The 17926-nt window shown below is 70.0% G+C and carries 20 protein-coding genes and 1 tRNA gene; 4 read left to right on the top strand and 17 right to left on the bottom strand.

Going from position 1 to position 17926, the window contains the following annotated elements:
* Both ASD65_RS00105 and ASD65_RS00100 read right to left on the bottom strand, forming a co-directional pair.
* Complete coding sequence (locus ASD65_RS00105) at nt 1-408, bottom strand: YciI family protein (RefSeq protein WP_056216786.1); 408 nt, start codon at nt 406-408, stop codon at nt 1-3.
* A 271-nt stretch (nt 409-679) separates the two neighbouring features.
* Nucleotides 680-753: transfer RNA gene (locus tag ASD65_RS00100), tRNA-Pro, on the bottom strand.
* Between the two features lie 109 nt (nt 754-862).
* Here ASD65_RS00100 and ASD65_RS00095 point away from each other — a divergent pair.
* Genes ASD65_RS00095 through ASD65_RS00085 form a run of 3 tightly spaced genes read left to right on the top strand, consistent with a single transcriptional unit; the run spans nt 863 to nt 2542 of the window.
* Nucleotides 863-1444 (top strand): GNAT family N-acetyltransferase, encoded by a 582-nt coding sequence (locus tag ASD65_RS00095; protein WP_056216783.1) that lies wholly within the window; start codon nt 863-865, stop codon nt 1442-1444.
* Between the two features lie 25 nt (nt 1445-1469).
* Entirely contained in the window at nt 1470-2177 is a 708-nt protein-coding gene (locus tag ASD65_RS00090; RefSeq protein WP_235566558.1) for a lysoplasmalogenase, read from the top strand.
* Nucleotides 2174-2542: an RNA-binding S4 domain-containing protein gene (locus tag ASD65_RS00085; RefSeq protein WP_056216780.1), complete on the top strand. Its 369-nt coding sequence runs from the start codon at nt 2174-2176 to the stop codon at nt 2540-2542. The genes ASD65_RS00090 and ASD65_RS00085 overlap by 4 nt, the downstream gene beginning before the upstream one ends.
* Here the strand turns inward: ASD65_RS00085 and ASD65_RS00080 are convergent.
* A complete protein-coding gene (locus ASD65_RS00080; protein WP_235566557.1) occupies nt 2539-2958 on the bottom strand; it encodes a DUF2809 domain-containing protein in 420 nt (139 codons plus the stop codon). The two genes, ASD65_RS00085 and ASD65_RS00080, sit on opposite strands and share 4 nt — an antisense overlap.
* A complete protein-coding gene (locus ASD65_RS00075; protein WP_056216777.1) occupies nt 2937-3836 on the bottom strand; it encodes an NUDIX domain-containing protein in 900 nt (299 codons plus the stop codon). Before ASD65_RS00075 ends, ASD65_RS00080 begins: the two co-directional genes overlap by 22 nt.
* 271 nt (nt 3837-4107) lie before the next feature.
* Here ASD65_RS00075 and ASD65_RS00070 point away from each other — a divergent pair, with 271 nt between their 5' ends.
* Nucleotides 4108-4527, top strand: a complete 420-nt coding sequence (locus ASD65_RS00070; RefSeq protein ID WP_056216774.1) for a GNAT family N-acetyltransferase — start codon at nt 4108-4110, stop codon at nt 4525-4527.
* Here the strand turns inward: ASD65_RS00070 and der are convergent, their stop codons facing one another.
* The 13 genes from der to ASD65_RS00005 all read right to left on the bottom strand — a co-directional run bounded on the left by der (nt 4528) and on the right by ASD65_RS00005 (nt 17674).
* A complete protein-coding gene (der, locus tag ASD65_RS00065) occupies nt 4528-6051 on the bottom strand; it encodes a ribosome biogenesis GTPase Der (RefSeq protein WP_056216770.1) in 1524 nt (507 codons plus the stop codon). It lies immediately after the preceding gene.
* A gap of 15 nt (nt 6052-6066) precedes the next feature.
* Nucleotides 6067-6759 (bottom strand): (d)CMP kinase, encoded by a 693-nt coding sequence (gene cmk, locus ASD65_RS00060; protein WP_056216767.1) that lies wholly within the window; start codon nt 6757-6759, stop codon nt 6067-6069.
* A complete protein-coding gene (locus tag ASD65_RS00055; RefSeq protein ID WP_056216765.1) occupies nt 6752-7879 on the bottom strand; it encodes a prephenate dehydrogenase in 1128 nt (375 codons plus the stop codon). The genes cmk and ASD65_RS00055 overlap by 8 nt, the downstream gene beginning before the upstream one ends.
* A gap of 2 nt (nt 7880-7881) precedes the next feature.
* Nucleotides 7882-8661 (bottom strand): pseudouridine synthase, encoded by a 780-nt coding sequence (locus ASD65_RS00050; RefSeq protein WP_056216762.1) that lies wholly within the window; start codon nt 8659-8661, stop codon nt 7882-7884.
* Complete coding sequence (gene scpB / locus ASD65_RS00045; RefSeq protein WP_235566556.1) at nt 8658-9299, bottom strand: SMC-Scp complex subunit ScpB; 642 nt, start codon at nt 9297-9299, stop codon at nt 8658-8660. Before scpB ends, ASD65_RS00050 begins: the two co-directional genes overlap by 4 nt.
* A complete protein-coding gene (locus ASD65_RS00040; RefSeq protein WP_056216757.1) occupies nt 9289-10143 on the bottom strand; it encodes a segregation and condensation protein A in 855 nt (284 codons plus the stop codon). The genes scpB and ASD65_RS00040 overlap by 11 nt, the downstream gene beginning before the upstream one ends.
* A complete protein-coding gene (locus tag ASD65_RS00035) occupies nt 10127-10960 on the bottom strand; it encodes a ParA family protein (RefSeq protein ID WP_056216754.1) in 834 nt (277 codons plus the stop codon). Before ASD65_RS00035 ends, ASD65_RS00040 begins: the two co-directional genes overlap by 17 nt.
* A 167-nt stretch (nt 10961-11127) precedes the next feature.
* Complete coding sequence (locus ASD65_RS00030) at nt 11128-11643, bottom strand: septum formation family protein (protein ID WP_056216752.1); 516 nt, start codon at nt 11641-11643, stop codon at nt 11128-11130.
* A gap of 88 nt (nt 11644-11731) precedes the next feature.
* Nucleotides 11732-12655, bottom strand: a complete 924-nt coding sequence (xerD, locus tag ASD65_RS00025) for a site-specific tyrosine recombinase XerD (protein ID WP_056216749.1) — start codon at nt 12653-12655, stop codon at nt 11732-11734.
* Between the two features lies 1 nt (nt 12656).
* Nucleotides 12657-13256: an NUDIX domain-containing protein gene (locus ASD65_RS00020; protein ID WP_056216746.1), complete on the bottom strand. Its 600-nt coding sequence runs from the start codon at nt 13254-13256 to the stop codon at nt 12657-12659.
* Nucleotides 13249-14946: a CTP synthase gene (locus ASD65_RS00015; RefSeq protein WP_056216743.1), complete on the bottom strand. Its 1698-nt coding sequence runs from the start codon at nt 14944-14946 to the stop codon at nt 13249-13251. Before ASD65_RS00015 ends, ASD65_RS00020 begins: the two co-directional genes overlap by 8 nt.
* Nucleotides 14947-15018: 72 nt before the next feature.
* On the bottom strand, nt 15019-16713 hold the full coding sequence (recN, locus tag ASD65_RS00010) for a DNA repair protein RecN (RefSeq protein WP_056216740.1): 1695 nt from the start codon (nt 16711-16713) through the stop codon (nt 15019-15021).
* 13 nt (nt 16714-16726) lie between these two features.
* Nucleotides 16727-17674 (bottom strand): NAD kinase, encoded by a 948-nt coding sequence (locus ASD65_RS00005; protein ID WP_056224289.1) that lies wholly within the window; start codon nt 17672-17674, stop codon nt 16727-16729.
* Between the last annotated feature and the right edge of the window lie 252 nt (nt 17675-17926).

Here is a 17926-nt window from a genome sequence, read left to right as displayed (position 1 = left end):
TCATCCGACCTCGGCCGGTGGAGCGCTCATCACCTCGCGCAGTTCCAGCCACTCGCCGAGAGGGGTGCCGCCTGCCCACGGCGCAGCCGACAGCTCAGAGGCGAGGTCGAGCGCCCGCTGGTAGGAGTCGACTTCGATGAGCATCCAACCCGCGATGAGATCCTTCGTCTCGGCGAACGGACCGTCGACGACGGGCGGGCGCCCCTCGCCATCGAAACGGACCCACGCGCCTCCCATCGAGAGTCCCTCCGACGAGACCAGTTCTCCCGACGCGAGCAGCCGCTCCTCCATGTCCAGCATGTACTGCACGTGCGCGGCCCACTCATCCGGCGTGAGCTGATCCATCGGGACCGCATTCGCCGCGGGGCGACCGCCCCGGTAGTGCTTGAGCATCAGATACTTGGCCATGACAGCCTCCCATTCTGTGCGGCCATTCTGGCCGCTTCAGATAGGAGACGGAACCGACCCGGCGATCTCGACATCGGCCGGGGAAATTCTCCGGGGTACCGCATCGGCCCACTCACGCAAGCACCCGCGCGATCAGGTCGCTCGGCGTGAGGCCGCGCCGCGTGCCGAGCCCTCGAGCGGCGCGGGCCCCCGTGAAACCCGGTTCATCCATACTTCAGCGCAACGCAAAAGACGAAGAGCCGACCCAAAGGCCGGCTCTTCGTCATTTCTGTCGGGATGACAGGATTTGAACCTGCGACCCCCTGACCCCCAGTCAGGTGCGCTACCAAGCTGCGCCACATCCCGAGGCCCGCGCTCTCGCGCAGACAACTCCCCTATCCTACCGGGTCCGCGGAGCGCCCGCGAACCCACACGGTCCCTTGTCGGTGTCCGAGCCCGCCATTACCGTCGGAACATGAGTGAGATCCTCATCGCACCCGCGACGTCAGACCGCGTGGCGGATGCCGAGTACGCACTGTCGGGCGGCGGTGACGGCCGCAGCTGCCAATGCCAGTGGTGGACGATCACGAACGCCCAGTTCCAGAACACCACCCAGGACGAGCGCGCCGGGTTGCTGCGCGACGAGATGGCGTCCGATCCGCCACCCGCGCTGATCGCCTACGTGGACGGCGAAGCGGCGGGGTGGGTGCGCGTCGGTCCCCGCACCGCACAGCCGCGCCTCGCGCGCACACGCGAATTCGCGACCAACTCCCCCGAGCCCTTCGACGATCCGAGCGTGTGGGCGGTCACGTGCTTCGTCGTACGCAAGGAGCACCGCGCGACCGGGCTGAACTCCCGCCTGCTGGACGCGGCCGTCGACTTCGCGCGCGATCACGGCGCGCGCGTGATCGAGGGGTATCCGATCGACGTCTCAGCCGGACCGAAGCGCGCGAACGACCTGTTCCGCGGGATCCTGTCGGTGTTCCAGGATGCCGGTTTCCGCGAGGTCGCCCGTCCACGCCCCGACCGTGCGATCGTCGCACTCGCCCTCGACTGAGCGGGCGCGCGAATACGATGGGGCGGTGACCTCACCCTCCATCGCGCGCCGTAGCGCGGCATCCGCTCTCCCCGGCTCCTGGTGGTGGGGTTTCGTGCCCTTCGTGCTCGTATCGATCGTGCATGTCGCCGCGCTGGCCGCAGACGCCGATGCCTTGGCCGCCCCGACCAAGCTCGCGCTCATGCCGCTGCTGGCCGTCGCCGTGTTCTGGGGCGGGCGCGGTTCGACGTGGGGCACGCCCTTCGCGCTGCTGTTCACCGCGATCGCGCTGTCGTGGCTCGGTGATGGCGCGGCCACGTTCTTCCCGTTCGCACCCACCCTGCCGATGATGCTGCTCTGCTTCGGGCTGGCGCACCTCTGCTACATCTGGCTGTTCTGGCGACGCCTCGCCGTACGCCGACTGCCGGCCTGGTCGATCGTGTACGCCCTGTGGTGGGGTGTCCTGGTCGCCGTCTTGTGGCCGTTCCTCGGCGCTCTCGCGATCGCCGTCGCCGTGTACGGCCTCGTGCTGGGCGGCACCGCGGCCGCGGCATCCCGCTGTCATCCGCTCATCGTGTGGGGCGGGGCGTTCTTCCTCAGCTCGGACACGATCCTGGCTTTCCGCCTCTTCATGCCCGACGCGATGCCCGATTGGACGAGCCCGGCGGTCATGTTCACCTACTGCCTCGGGCAGGGTCTGATCGCCGCCGGAGTGATCGTCGCGACGCGTAGCGGGAAGGTCGCCACGGAATGACGGATGCCTCGGCCCGCGTCGACGCCTGGCTGTGGGCGGTGCGGATCTACAAGACGCGCTCCGCCGCGACCACCGCGTGCCGGGCCGGTCATGTGCGCGTCAACGGCGAACGGGTGAAGGCGGCGCAGCCCGTGCGACCGGGCGATGAGATCCGCGTGCGGATCGCCGGGTTCGACCGGCAGCTGGTCGTGCGCACGCCGATCTCCAAGCGCGTCGGCGCCGCAGTCGTCGCCACCGCCATGGAGGACCGCACTCCCCCGCCGCCGCCGCGCGAAGAGGTCGCCGCCGTGCCGGTGCGCGACCGCGGAACCGGACGCCCGACCAAGCGCGAGCGTCGCGACATCGACAAGCTGCGCGGCTACTAGGCCCGGGACGTCGTACGCCGCAGGATCGCCGTATCGATCAGCAGGAGCGCAACGGCCGTCAGGGCGTAGACCACCAGGTCGCGTCCGTCGAAGACCGTGCCCAGCACGAGCATCGCGGGAGGGAAGACCGCGCCGACCTGCTGCGGGATGCCCGTCAGCTGGAACAGCTCGATCCCCATGCACCAGACCAGGGTGATCAGCCCCACGATCCACGACCGGAGTCGGGGCGCGACCAGCACGAGGGCGGCGTAGACCGCGGCGACGTACAGCGCATCACCCGCGATGTCGGCGAACGTCGACTCGGGCAGTACCCGGTGCACCGCGAGGCCCGCGACGATCACGAGCGCGAGCACGACACCGGCCACGATGCGGAGCTTCGACGCCGCCGCGCCGCTCAGAGCCGGTCGCGCAGCCACGAGACCGACTGGACGCGCGCGCCGAGTGCGGCGACGCGTTCCGAGAGGCCGCGGTCGCTGGTGACGACGGTCACCGTGCGTCCGGCGGCGAGGAGTGCAGCAGTCTGCGCGACGATCTCGTCATCGCCGGATGCCTCGGCCGCGACCACGCGGACCGTGCCGGTCGCCGTGGCGGCGCTGCGCGCTTGACCCTCGACGACGGCGACGAACTCGGGGAACCAGGTCGTGGCAGGAAGGTCGAGGGACGCGGCATCCATCCCCGTCTCCGCGAGCGTCTCGATCCGCGCGATGAGGCGCTCGGCCGCACCCGCGCGGTCCTTCCACCAGCCGTCGGGCACCGACCCCACCACGTTCGCCACATCGACCACCACGGCCGGTCGCAGCGCGAGCGCGGGTCTGAGGCCGACCCAGGAGGCGGCGAATCCGGGATGCAGCGGCAGCGCGTCGATCTCGTCGATCGGCACCCACGCCAGGGCGTGGCTCTCGGGGTCGCTGATCACCGGCTCGAACGGGGTGACCACGTCGCCGACCAGCGTGGCGTACGTCCAGACGTCGAGATCGAGGACGCTGGAGAAGCGCGACACGATCGCCGTCGGCGGTACGCCGGCCTCTTCGGCGGCTTCGCGGAGGGCACCGTCGCGCGCGGACTCGTGCTCGTGCCGCGCGCCACCGGGCAGCGCCCACGTGTCGCCGAAGTGGCTCCACGAGACGCGGTGCTGCAGCAGCACGCCGCGCTCGGGGTCGAGGGCCAGGAGTCCCGCGGCGCCGAATCTGCCCCAGAACCGCTCACCCGACTCGGCCACGACCCAGGCATCGCCGGGGTCACGCGGACCGAGTGGTCGGCGCGGCTCACCGGGCCGAGGGGGTTCGATCGTCACCTCTCCACCTTGTCATATCCGCCTTCGCCCAGCGCCGACCCCCGGCTCGCGAGCTCACAAACCAGCCCGCAGCTTTCGTGAGCTCGCGCGCGGGCGGCGTTCCCGGTCTCGCGAGCTCGCAGAAACGGCGCGCTGGAGCCGCCGGGAGCGTGCCACTTTTGTGAGCTCGCGAGACAGCGGCCCGGCCCACACCATCCGTGGACGCAGCCAGGGGCCACGTGTCCCGGATTGGCCGCGGCCCGGATTCGGCCGGTCCCGGCAGACTGGGGCGATGGACTATGTGCTCGACGACGACCCGAGCCGCATCCAGCGCGATCTCGTGTGGGAGTGGCTTTCGACCGACGCCTATTGGGGCCGCTGGCGCTCGCGCGCCGACATCGAGGCGCAGCTGGACAGCGCCTGGCGCGTGGTCGGTGCCTACGACGCCGCAACCGGCGCCCAGGTCGGGTTCGCCCGTGCCGCCTCGGACGGGGTCGGGTTCGCCTACCTCGCGGACGTGTTCGTCCTCGAGGCTCACCAGGCCCAGGGGCTCGGCAAACGGCTGCTCAGCCTGATGATCGACGAGGGCCCCGGGCGGGACTTCCGCTGGACGCTCTTCACGAAGGACGCCCACACCCTCTACGAGGGCTTCGGGTTCGCCGCTCCCGATGAGACGGCCATGGTCCGTCCATCGGGAGCAGCGAAGCGCTGATCAGCGCGTGCGCTTCTCGCGCACCCGCATGTTGACGACGATCGGCGTGCCCTCGAAGCCGTAGATCTCGCGCAGACGACGCTGCACGAAGCGGCGGTAGCCCGGGTCAAGGAAACCGGTCGTGAACAGCACGAATGTCGGCGGACGGCTCGCGGCCTGCGTGCCGAAGAGGATCCTCGGCTGCTTGCCACCGCGCAACGGGTGCGGGTGCTCGGCGACGAGCTCGGAGAGGAACGCGTTGAACTTGCCGGTCGGGATGCGCTGATCCCACGACTCGAGCGCGGTCTCCAGCGCGGGGACGAGCTTCTCGAGGTGGCGTCCGGTGCGCGCCGAGATGTTCACGCGCGGGGCCCAGGCGACGTGTGCCAGGTCCTGCTCGATCTCACGCTCGAGGTAGCGGCGGCGGTCGGCGTTCTCCAGGTCGTCGTCGCTGAGACGGTCCCACTTGTTGAACGCGAGCACGAGCGCACGGCCCGACTCGATCACCATGTCGATGATGCGGATGTCCTGCTCGCTGATCGGCTGGCTCACGTCCAGCACGACGACGGCGACTTCGGCCTTCTCGAGCGCGGCCGAGGTGCGCAGCGACGCGTAGAAGTCGGCGCCCTGCTGCAGGTGCACACGACGACGGATGCCGGCGGTGTCGACGAGACGCCACAGCTTTCCGCCGAGCTCGACGATCTCATCGACCGGGTCACGCGTGGTGCCGGCCAGTTCGTTCACGACGACGCGCTCTTCGCCGGCAGCCTTGTTCAGCAGCGACGACTTCCCGACGTTCGGGCGACCGAGGATCGCGACGCGGCGCGGGCCGCCGATCTCGTGCTTGGCGACGGCGGAGATCTCCGGCAGCACCTTCATGATCTCGTCGAGGAGATCCGCGACACCGCGGCCGTGGATGGCCGAGACCGGGTAGGGCTCGCCGAGTCCGAGGTTCCACAGGGCAGCCGCTTCGGGCTCCTGGCGGGCGTCGTCGATCTTGTTCGCGACGAGGAAGACGGGCTTGCCGCTGCGGCGCAGCATCTTGACGACTGCCTCATCCGTCGAGGTGGCGCCGACCATGGCGTCGACCACGAAGATGACGATGTCGCACAGGTCGATCGCGACCTCGGCCTGCGCGGCGACCGCGAGGTCGATACCGCGGGCGTCGGGCTCCCACCCGCCGGTGTCCACCAGCGAGAAGCGGCGGTCCATCCACTCGGCCTTGTACGTGACACGGTCACGGGTGACACCGGGGGTGTCCTCCACGACGGCCTCGCGGCGACCGAGGATGCGGTTCACCAACGCGGACTTGCCCACGTTCGGGCGACCGACGATCGCGACCACCGGCAGCGCCGGCAGGATCTCGATGCCGTCGACGCCGCGGGTGCCGGAGTCGAGGATCTGCGCGTCGGTCTCGTCGAGCTCGTAGTCGGCGAGGCTCGCGCGGAGGGTCGCCGCACGGATCTCGGCGAGCTCCTCGTCGATCGCGGCGAGCTTCTCGGCGAGGCGGTCGGGGCCGCCTTCGTATTCGTCTTCAGCGCCCATTGTGCGCTCCTGTCTTCAGCGAGTGATGCCCGTGCCGATGACGTTCAGCACGGCATCCACGGTCTGGTCGAAATCCAAATCCGTCGAATCGACCACGACGACGCCGGGGGCGGCGGTCAGGAAGTCGACGACGGTCGAGTCGGATGCATCGCGACGGTGCAATGCGGCTGCCACGGTCGCGGCATCCTGGGTCGTCACCTCGGCGCTGCGGCGGGCCGCACGCACCTCCGGCGATGCGGTGAGCAGGACGCGCACGGGCGCGTCCGGAGCCACCACTGTGGTGATGTCGCGTCCTTCGACGATGACACCGGGCAGGCCGGAGCCGGCCACGAGGGCACGGAACAGGTGGTTGATGCCCTCGCGCACGGGGGGAACGCGTGCGACGCCGCTGACGGCGTCGGACACCTCGGGCTCGCGGATGGCGGCGGTGACGTCGGTCTCGCCGACGCGCACCCAGTAGTCATCGGGGTCGAGCGAGATGGCGTAGTCGAAGTCGCCGGAGACGTCCAGGACGGATGACGCGTCCGACGTGTCGACGCCCCGCTGGATCGCGAGCCACGCCAGCGCCCGGTAGGCGGCGCCGGTGTCGAGGTAGCCGTAGCCGAGGCGACGGGCGACCTGCTTGGAGACGCTGGACTTGCCGCTGCCGGCGGGTCCGTCGATCGCGATGATCGCCGGAGCCTCGTGCGATGTCGAGAAGTCAGTCATTGGAGGTGCTCGCAATCTTCCAGCCGCGGGCTTCGAGACCCTCGACGGCCCGGCGCACCGCGCTCGGCTCGACGCTGATCTCGGCGAGGCCGAACTGGGCGCCCGGCGAGTGCTCCAGGCGGAGGTCCTCGACGTTGACGTCGAGCTCGCCGAGCTCGCCGAACAGGCGTCCGAGCTGACCGGCGGTGTCGTCGACCATCACGACGATGGACTCGAAGCGGCGGTTCTGGCCGTGCTTGCCGGGCAGTCGTTCGACGCCTTCGTTGCCGCGGCGGATCGTATCGGCCACCGAGCGACGGGCGCCCGGCGCATCAGGGGCGCGCAGGGCATCGGCGACGGAGGTCAGGTCGGCGGCCAGTGCGTCGAGAACGTCGACGACCGGTGCCGCGTTGGCGCCGAGGATCTGCACCCACAGTTCGGGGGCGGACGCCGCGATCCGCGTCGTGTCGCGCACACCCTGTCCGGCCAGGCGCAGCGAGCCGTCCGGCGCGTCGACGAAGCGTCCGGCGAGCAGGCTCGCGACGAGCTGCGGGACGTGCGAGACGAGCGCGACCGAACGGTCGTGCTCCTCCGGGGTCATCTCGATCGGCGTCGCGCCGAGGTCGAGCGCGAGCCCTTCGACCAGCGCGAGGTCGGCGGCGGAGGTCTCTTCATCGCGGCAGACGACCCAGGGGCGCCCGACGAAGATGTCGGCGCGGGCGGAGATCGCCCCGCCGCGCTCACGGCCGGCGAGCGGGTGCGAGCCGATGTAGCGGGTGAGGTCGACACCACGGGCCCGGAGCGCGTGCAGCGGCTCGAGCTTGACGCTGGCGACATCCGTCACGACGGCGTCGGGATAGGCGGCCAGTTCGCGGGCGATCACGTCGGCGGTGACATCGGGCGGAACCGCCACGACCACCAGCGACGGGGCATCGGTCTCAGCCGCGGCGCGACCCGCGCCGTAGTCGATCGCGAGACGCAGCTGCGACGGCGAGGAGTCGGCGAGGACCACGTCGACGCCGAGGGCGGTCAGCGCGTGACCGATGCTCGAGCCGAGCAGGCCGGCACCGACGATGCGGACCGTGCCGCCGACCCGTGCGGCGACGCGCGCGCGCACGGATGCTGCGTTCGATTCGCTCACGGCTACTTCTCCTGGTCCCCCGGCGCTGCGCGCGACAGGGTCAATAGCGCGCCACGTTCTACTTTAGTCAACTCGCGGGCCTTCCCCACTGGGAGGCTTCCCAGGTGGAGCGGGCCGAACTGACGTCGGACCAGCTCGAGGACCGGGTGACCGACCGCCGCCATCATGCGCCGCACGATGCGATTGCGTCCGGAGTGCAGGGTCAGCTCGACCAGCGAGCCCTCTCCCTCGGCCGAGGACGACAGCAGCCGCGCCTTGTCGGCGGCGATGTGGCCGTCCTCCAGCTCGATGCCGCGCGTCAGCGTCGCGATGACCTGCGGCGTCACGCGGCCTTCGACCTTGGCGATGTAGACCTTGGTGACGCCGAACGACGGGTGCGCGAGCACGTGTGCCAGATCGCCGTCGTTGGTGAGCACGAGCAGACCGCTGGTGTCGGCATCCAGACGCCCGACGTTGTAGAGCCGCTCGTCCCAGTCCGCCGTGAACTCGCGCAGATCGCGCCGGCCACGGTCGTCGAGCATCGAGCTCACGACCCCGGTCGGCTTGTTCAGGATCACGTAGCGCTTGGACTGGTCGAGCTGGATCGCCGTGCCGTCCACGTCCACGAGGTCGACCTCGGGATCGATGCGGTTGCCGAGCTCGGTCACGACCTCGCCGTTCACGCGCACGCGACCGTCCACGATCATCTCTTCGGCCACACGGCGCGAGGCGACGCCCGCGTTCGCGAGGACCTTCTGCAGCCGCACGCCCTCTGTCGGCCGGTCTGTCGAATCGTCGTTCATCGTCCCACCTCGTCGAATCCGTCCGCGCCGTCGTCCAGGAGCGGTGAAATGTGCGGCAACTCGTCGAGCGAGTTGATCCCGAGGTTCACCAGGAGCGCGTCGGTGGTGCCGTAGTTGATGGCCCCCGTCTCCGCGTCTGTGAACACTTCGGTGATGAGCCCGCGCGCCAGCAGCGTCCGGACCACGGAGTCGACATTGACCGCCCGGATCGATGCGACCTGGCTGCGCGAGACCGGCTGCTTGTAGGCGATCACGGCGAGCGTCTCCAGGGCCGCCTGCGACAACCGCGACGGCGCCTGCGTGTTGACGAACTCCGACACCACGTCGTCGTGCTCCTCGCGCACGTAGAGCCGCCAGCCGCCGCCGACCTCGCGCAGCTCGAACCCGCGTCGCGGTCCGCCGGCGAGGCCGTCGTAGTCCTCGACGAGACCCTCGATCGCCTGTCGCACGGCCGGGACCGGAGCAGAGACCGCCGCAGCGAGGCTCACGAGGCTCTGGGGCTCCTCGATCACGAGCAGTATGGCCTCGAGCCGGCGGGCGACGGAAACCACGTCGTGCGGGCGCGCAGGGGCTTCGGACGACTCGGATGCCGCGGCATCCGTCTCGCGCATCGTCTGCTCAGTCGGCTCATCGGTCATAGTCGGCCCCCAGGGTCGCAAGGTTCTCTTCGGACCACCGCTCGGCGGTCCAGCGCAAGGTCAGCTCGCCGAGCGGCTCGAGCTGCTCGAACGACAGCGCGGCGTGGCGGTAGAGCTCGAGCACGGACAGGAAGCGCGCCACGAACACGCCGGGCTGCGTGACGCCGGCGACCAGTTCGCGGAAGGACAGAGCGCCCGCGTTGCGCAGCAGCGCGACCACGACGGCGGCCTGCTCGCGGATGCTGACCAGCGGCGCGTGCAGGTGGTCCAGGCCGACGTGCGGGATCTCGCGCGGCGTCATCGCGAGCAGCGCCAGCGCGGCGAAGTCGTCGGCGTTGAGCGTCCAGACCAGCTCGGGCGCGGCGCGGCGGTACTTCTCGTCGAGACGCACGGCCCGCACGTGCCGGCGATCTTCGGTCTGCAGCTGCGCGGAGAACCACGTCGAGACCTGCTTGAACGCGCGGTACTGCAGCAGGCGCGCGAACAGCAGGTCGCGCGCTTCGAGCAGCGCGACGGATTCCGCATCGACGAGCTCGCCCTGCGGCAGGAGCCCGGCGACCTTCATGTCGAGCAGGGTGGCGGCCACGACGAGGAACTCGGATGCCTGGTCCATGTCGTCGTCGGAGTCGAGCTGGCGCAGGTACGCGATGAATTCGTCCGTCACCTTGCTCAGCGCGATCTCGGTGATGTCGAGCTCGTGCTTGGAGATGAGGGTCAGGAGCAGGTCGAACGGTCCGTCGAACACGCTGAGCGAAACGCGGAATCGGCCGTTGTCAGCGGCTTCGTCCGGTTCGGTCCGCTCAGCGACCGGGTCGATGGGGCTCTCCTCAGGCGACGGCGCCACGAGCGACCAGCTCCCGCGCCAGCCGCAGGTAGGCCTGGGCGGCTGGATGCTCGGGCGCGAACTCGGTGATCGGCATGCCCGACACCGAGGCATCCGGGAACTTGACCGTGCGACCGATGACCGTCTCGAGCACATCGTCGCCGAAGGCCTCCACAACGCGCTCCAGCACCTCGCGCGAGTGCAGCGTGCGCGGGTCGTACATGGTGGCGAGCAGCCCGTCCATGGTGATCGACGGGTTCAGGCGGTCGCGGACCTTCTCGATCGTCTCGATGAGGAGGGCGACGCCGCGCAGGGCGAAGAACTCGCACTCGAGCGGAATGACGACGCCGTGGCTGGCCGTGAGCGCGTTGACCGTGAGCAGCCCGAGCGACGGCTGGCAGTCGATCAGGATCACGTCGTAGTCCGGTGCGACCTGACGCAGCACGCGGGCCAGGATCGTCTCGCGGGCGACCTCGTTGACGAGGTGCACCTCGGCCGCGGACAGGTCGATGTTCGCCGGGATGATGTCCAGGTCGGGGGTCGCCGTGTGGACGATGACGTCCTTGGCGTTGCGCTTGGTATCCAGCAGCAGGTCGTAGATCGTGGGGACGTCGTGGGTCTGCACGCCGAGGCCCGCCGAGAGGGCGCCCTGCGGGTCGAAGTCGACGGCGAGCACCCGCCGGCCGTAGTGCGCGAGCGCGGCAGCCAGGTTGATCGTGGTCGTGGTCTTGCCGACCCCGCCCTTCTGGTTGCACAGGGCGATGATCCGAGCCGGTCCGTGCCCGTTGAGCTTCGGAGGGGTCGGGAAACCGTGGTACGGACGCCCGGTCGGCCCCATGGGGGTTTCGGACTCCGAGGTCTTCGTCGACCTGGTCTTCGTTCTGCTCTCAGCCACCGTGGTCTCGCTTCCTCATGCTCGCTCGATAGTAGTCGGCAACAGGCCTCCGTACGGGCAGAAACGGCGTCGCGGCGCCTACCCGAGGGGTAAGCGCCGCGAACACGGACTCAGCGCGCTGCGCCGGCGAGGGTGCCGGTGAGCTTCGCGCCGGACGGATCCCACGCGATGCACAGCACTTCGCGGTCGCCCGAGTCCCACGAACCCTCGGTGGGGTACATGGGCCAGAGGTCGAGCGCCGACTCTTCGTAGGCGAGACCGACGAACGTCGTGAACTCGACCGCGCAGGCTTCCTGGGCATCGGCGATAAGCGCTTCCTCGCCCGGGAAGGCGCCGTCCGCGACCTGGTACGAGAAGTAGACCTCGTCGTCGTGCGGCTCCGTGCACGGGACGATCGGGAGGCTGCTGACCTCTTCCGTGTCGATCCCGGCCGTGTTGAGGCAGTCGCCCACCTGGACCGCGAAGACGTCGGCGTTGCCGGCTTCCTCGGTCACCTCGCCGGTCTCGGCGTCGCGGACGGGCTGCGACGACGGCAGGAACTGGTCGAGCATCGAGCAGCCGCTCAGCGTCACCATGGCCGTCAGCACGATGGCAGCGGCGGCAAGGCGCGCGCGTGTGTTCTTCATGTGTTCCCCCCGGGAATCCTTGAGGCCGCCCCAGTGACGGCGCCAACCGCCCAGTGTGGCGAAGATCTCAGGTAGACGCCAAATCGCTTCAGCGCGCGCGGGGGTGAGAGGTCGCGTAGACATCGCGCAGCGCGTCGACGGTGACGTGCGTGTAGATCTGGGTCGTGGACACCGAGGCGTGGCCGAGCATCTCCTGCACGACGCGCACGTCGGCGCCGCCCTGGAGCAGGTGCGTGGCGAACGAGTGGCGCAGCGTGTGCGGCGAGACGTGGGCGGTGAGATCCGCGCGCGCCGCGGCATCCCGGATGATCAGCCATGTGCTCTGTCGCGACAGCGGCGCGCCACGGGCGCCGAGGAAGAGCTTCGGGGTCGCGCGTCCTCGGCGGGAGAGTTCGGGGCGCACCCGCGTCAGGTACGCATCGATCGCCGCCCGGGCGTACGACCCGACCGGCACGATGCGCTCCTTCGATCCCTTGCCACGTACGCGGAGCGCCTCTCCGTGCCCGACGTCGTCTACGTCGAGCTGCACGATCTCGGACACGCGGGCCCCGGTGGCGTACAGCAGCTCGAGCAGCGCGCGGTCGCGCACGCCGATCAGCTCCCCCGCCGGCGCATCGGCCGGAGCGGGTCCGGAGGCGTCCAGCAGGCGCTCGACCTGCTCGATCGTGAGGGCCTTGGGCAGGCGCCGCGGAGCCTTCGGCGGGCGCAGCCTTCCGGTCGGGTCCTCAGCCTCGATCCCTTCGCGTACGAGGAAGCGGTGCAGCCCGCGCACGGAGCTCTGCAGGCGGGCGAGACTGGATGCCGCGGGTGCGGGCTGTGCAGATGCCCTGTCGGCGATGAACTCGCCGACGAGGGCGGGCGTGACCTGTGTCGATTCGTCCACGCCGCGCTCTGCCAGCCAGGCGAGGTACCCGGACAGGTCGCGCCGATACGCCGAGACCGTGTGCTCGGACAGCCCGCGCTCGATCGAGACATGGCGCAGGTACGCGTCCACCGCCCGATCCAGCCGCATGTCAGCCCGCGGCCTCGCGCCGGAGCTTCTCCGCGGCGGCGAGGACGCCGGAGGCGAGGATGCCGTTGCGCATCCGTCCCTCCAGCACGGCCGTCACGGCATCCGCCAACGGCACCCATTCGATGCGGATGTCGGCCTCCTCCGCCTCGCGCGCGTGCGGCTGGTCGCTGGGGGCGAGGCCGCGCGCCAGGAACACGTGCACGATCTCGTCGTTGCCGCCGGGCGTCGTGAAGACGCTGACGAGCGACTCCCACTCGGCGGCGACCAGGTCGACCTCCTCGGCGAGCTCGCGGCGCGCCGACTCGAGGGGCGACTCCCCCGCGACGTCCAGGAGCCCCGCCGGGATCTCCCAATCGCGATGCCGGATCGGATGCCGGTACTGCTGGATGAGCAGGACCCGGTCCTGCTCATCCAGCGCGACGATGGCCGCGGCGCCCGGGTGCGCGACGTACTGGCGCACCAGGTCGTGCCCGTTGTACCGGAACGTATCCGAGCGCACATCCCAGATCCGCCCCTGGTACACGCGCTCGCTCGCGACGATCGTCGGCTCGACGATCTCGTCGCGCAGCTCAGAGTGGTGCGACGCCGCGGTGTCAGTCATTCTCGACGTCGTCGAACAGCTCGCTGGCGCGGTGCCGCTCCAGTGCCGCCCCGACGAGCCCGCGGAACAGCGGGTTCGCGTCGGTCGGACGCGAGCGCAGCTCCGGGTGGGCCTGGGTGGCGATGTAGTACGGGTGCACGTCGCGCGGCAGCTCGACGTACTCGACGAGGTTGCGGTCGGGCGACAGGCCGGAGAACACGAGGCCGGCCGCGGCGATCTGATCGCGGTAGCGGTTGTTCACCTCGTACCGGTGACGGTGACGCTCGGACGCCTGCGAGGCGCCGTAGACCTCTGCCGCGATCGATCCCTCAGCGAGATCGGCCGGGTACAGGCCCAGGCGCATGGTGCCGCCGAGGTCGCCGCTCTCGATGATGTCGACCTGCTCCTCCATCGTCGCGATGACCGGCGCCGTGGTGTCCGGGTCGAACTCGCTCGAGGACGCGTCGGTGATGCCCGCGACGTGACGGGCGTATTCGATCACGATGCACTGCAGGCCGAGGCAGATGCCGAGCGTCGGGATGCCCTGCTCGCGCGCGAACTTGAGCGCGCCGATCTTGCCCTCGATGCCGCGGATGCCGAATCCGCCCGGGATGACGATCCCGTCGACCGGTGCGAGCGCCCTAGCGGCACCTTCGGGGGTCTCGCACTCATCGGACGGGATCCAGCGGATCTTGACGTGCGTCTCCTGCGCGAACCCGCCGGCCTTGAGCGCCTCGGTGACCGAAAGGTAGGCATCCGGCAGGTCGATGTACTTGCCGACCAGGCCGATCGTGACCTCGTGCTTCGGGTTGTGCACGGCCTGCAGCACACGCTCCCAGCGCGTCCAGTCCACGGCCGCGGCCTTGGTGAGCCCTAGGGTGCGCACGATGTACTCGTCGAGGCCCTGCTCGTGCAGCATCGTCGGGATGTCGTAGATGCTCGGCACGTCGACGGCGTTGACCACGGCGTCCTCGTCCACGTCGCACATGAGGGCGATCTTGCGCTTGTTCGCCTCGGTGACGGGACGGTCGCTGCGCAGCACGAGTGCGTCCGGCTGGATGCCGATCGAGCGCAGGGTCGCGACCGAGTGCTGGGTCGGCTTGGTCTTCTGCTCGCCCGACGCGCCCATGAAGGGCACCAGCGAGACGTGCACGAAGAAGACGTTCTGACGTCCGAGCTCGTGGCGGATCTGACGCGCCGACTCGATGAACGGCTGCGACTCGATGTCGCCGACCGTGCCGCCGATCTCGGTGATGATCACATCGGGCTTCGGCGACTCGTCGGCCTGCAGCCGCATGCGGCGCTTGATCTCGTCCGTGATGTGCGGGATGACCTGCACGGTGTCGCCGAGGTACTCGCCGCGACGCTCCTTCGCGATGACCTGCGAATAGATCTGGCCGGTCGTGACGTTGGCGGCCTGGCTGAGCTCGATGTCGAGGAAACGCTCGTAGTGGCCGATGTCCAGGTCGGTCTCGGCCCCGTCATCCGTCACGAAGACCTCGCCGTGCTGGAACGGGTTCATCGTGCCGGGGTCGACGTTGAGGTACGGATCGAGCTTCTGCATGACGACGCGCAGTCCGCGAGCCGTGAGGAGATTGCCCAGGCTCGCGGCCGTGAGGCCCTTCCCCAACGAGGAAACGACACCTCCGGTCACGAAAATGTGCCTAGTGGTGTCGTTCGAATTAGCAGCCGTTTGAGAAGTGTCCGTCACGGGCTTTTATCCTATCAGTCGCTATCGGGAGGAAGCTGCGAAACACGTCGGGCGGGCCGCGCCGATGCGTCGTCAGCGGTTGTGAGCGAGCGCGAGCAGTTCTCGCGCATGGGTGAGGGCGGCATCGGAGTCGGGCAGTCCGGACAGGAGCCGCGCCATCTCGGACTCGCGGTCGGCACCGCCTAGCCGCCGCACGCTGGACGCGGTGACCGAGCCGTCATTGGCCTTGACCACCGTGAGGTGGTTGCCGGCGAAAGCGGCGACCTGCGCCAGGTGGGTGACGGCGATGACCTGCGAGGTCTCGGCGAGCCGGGCGAGCCGGCGCCCGACCTCGATCGCGGCGGCACCGCCGATGCCGGCGTCGACCTCGTCGAAGACGAAGGTGGGTACCGGGTCGGTGCCGGCGATGACGACCTCGATCGCGAGCATGACGCGGCTGAGCTCTCCGCCGGAGGCACCGCGCGATACGGGGCGGGGTTCGGCGCCCGGGTGCGGCGCGAGGAGGATCGCGACGTCGTCGCGTCCGGAAGTGGACAGCGCGCCCTCCGTGACTTCGACCGAGAGTCGGGCGTCCGGCATGGCGAGCTCGCGCAGCTCCGCGCTGACGGCGTCGCCCAGTCGACCGGCGGCCTCGATCCGGGCCGCGGTGAGCAGACCGGCAGCGGCGTCGAGCGCGGTGGCCGCGGCATCCCGTTCCGTCGTCAGTCGCTCGATGCGGTCGCCGTCGTCATCCAGCTCGGCCAGGCGCGCGGACCCGCTCTGCAGCAGGTCGATCGCGGCGTCCAGCGTGCCGTGGGTGCGGATGAGCGTACCGAGGACGGCGCGCCGCTCCTCGACCGTGGCCAGTTCGTGCGGGCCGCCCTCATCGAGGTCGGCGAGGTAGCCGGCGAGGCCCGCGGCCGCATCGGCGGCACGGTAGCCCAGATCGGCCACCTGCTCGGCCAGAGCCTCCAGCGCGGCGTCGCTGGACGTAGCGCGCTCCAGCGCCCTGCGCGCCTCGGCGAGCAACGTCCCGACATCCGGGGCGTCGTCCTCGCCGGAGAGTGCGTCGTGGGCCGTGGCGGCCGCCACGCGGAGGTCTTCGGCATTCGCCAGACGCTCCGCGCGCTGATGGAGCTCGAGATCCTCCCCCGGCTGCGGGTCGGCTGCTTCGATCTCGGTGATGGCCTCGCGCAGCTGTGCAGCCTCGGCCCGTCGCGCATCGCGGTCGGTGAGCAGCGTGGTGAGCTCGCGATCGGTCTCGCGCCAGTGATCGAACGTCGCACGATACGCGGCCAGGGCCTCGGCCACCGGCACACCGCCGAAGCGGTCGAGCGCATCGCGCTGGGCGACGGCGGAGCGCAGCCGCAGCTGGTCGGACTGGCCGTGCACGACGACGAGTTCATCCGCCAGGTCGGCCAGAACACCGGCGGGGGCCGCGCGGCCGCCCACCGAGGCTCGGCTGCGTCCCTCACTGGAGATGGTGCGGCCGACGAACAGCTCCGCCCGCCCATCGCCGAGCGGTTCGAGTTCGCCGCCGGCGTCGCGCACCCGGTCGGCGACCGCGCCGCGCTCGGACACGATCCAGACTCCGTCGACGGATGCCTGTTGAGCACCGGCACGCACCGCGCCGGAATCGGCGCGCTGGCCCAGGAGCAGCCCCAGACCGGTTACGACCATGGTCTTGCCGGCGCCGGTCTCGCCGGTTATCGCGGTGAATCCGGGCCCCATCGGCAGTGTCGCCTCTGCGATGACGCCGAGGTCGCGCAGCCGCATCTCCTCGATCACAGTGCGCCCTCGCTCACGAGGTCGCCGAACGCGTGGTGATGGTGCCCGTGATGGCGGCGGGGCCGCGCCAGCCCTCGACGGGCAGGCGGAACTTGCGCACCAGACGGTCGGTGAAGGCGGCGGGATGCAGCCGTGCGAGACGCACGGGACGCTCGGAGCGCCGGACGACCACACGAGCGCCCGGAGGCAGGTCGTGCGAGCGGCGACCATCGCACCAGAGGATGCCGGTGCCGTTGGTGCGCTCGAGCACCTCGATCGCGATCGAGGCTTCCGGACCGACCACCAGGGGCTCGGCGAACAGCGCATGCGCCGACAGCGGCACGACCGCGATGGCCTCGACCGTCGGCCAGATGACCGGACCGCCGGCGGAGAAGTTGTATGCAGTGGACCCGGTGGGCGTGGACACGACGACACCGTCGCAGCCGAAGGTGGACAGCGGGCGTCCGTCGATCTCCATGACGACTTCGAGCATGCGCTCCCGGCTCGCCTTCTCGACCGTCGCCTCGTTCAGCGCCCAGGTCTCGTAGATGACGGAGTCGGCGGAGTCCTTGACCCGCACCTGCAGCGCCAGACGTTCCTCGACGGTGTAGTCGCGGTCGATCACACGGCGGACCGCGTCATCCATGTCGTCGCGCTCGATCTCCGCGAGGAAGCCGACGTGCCCCATGTTGATGCCCAGCACGGGAGCCGTGCCGTCGCGCACGAGTTCGGCCGCGCGCAGGATCGTGCCGTCACCGCCGAGCACGATCGCGAGCTCGATGGCGTCGACTGGCACGTCGATGCCGAGACGAAGGACATCGGGGAGTTCGCCGAGCACCTCGATGAGCTCCTCGCGATCATCCGGAGGAACTACGGCACGAGCCCCTGCGACGCGCAGCGCCTCGAAGACCCGCTGCGCCGCCTCGACCGTGTCGTCGCGGCGCGCGTGCGCCACCACGAGGATGTTGCGCTCGTGCGTCATCGCTCTCCCGTCGATCGGCTGGTTGTCCTCAACCATTCTGTCGGATCGATCCCCCTCAACGCCCGAAAGTGCACAGGCGATGCGAAGGATTCGAGATCGACGTGCGCGATCGAATCCGGAGGCCACCCGCAGACGCGGGGCGGCGCAACTTCGCGTGTTAACGCGAAATGGCCACCCAGCGTTGGGTGGCCATTTCTCGAAAGAAGTCCGGCGGTGTCCTACTCTCCCACAGGGTCCCCCCTGCAGTACCAT

It is taken from the genome of Microbacterium sp. Root61 (genome assembly GCF_001427525.1).
Taxonomy (GTDB): Bacteria; Actinomycetota; Actinomycetes; order Actinomycetales; family Microbacteriaceae; genus Microbacterium.
The sequence above is the reverse complement of the archived record's forward strand: the minus strand, read 5'-3'. Positions and strand labels throughout refer to the sequence as shown.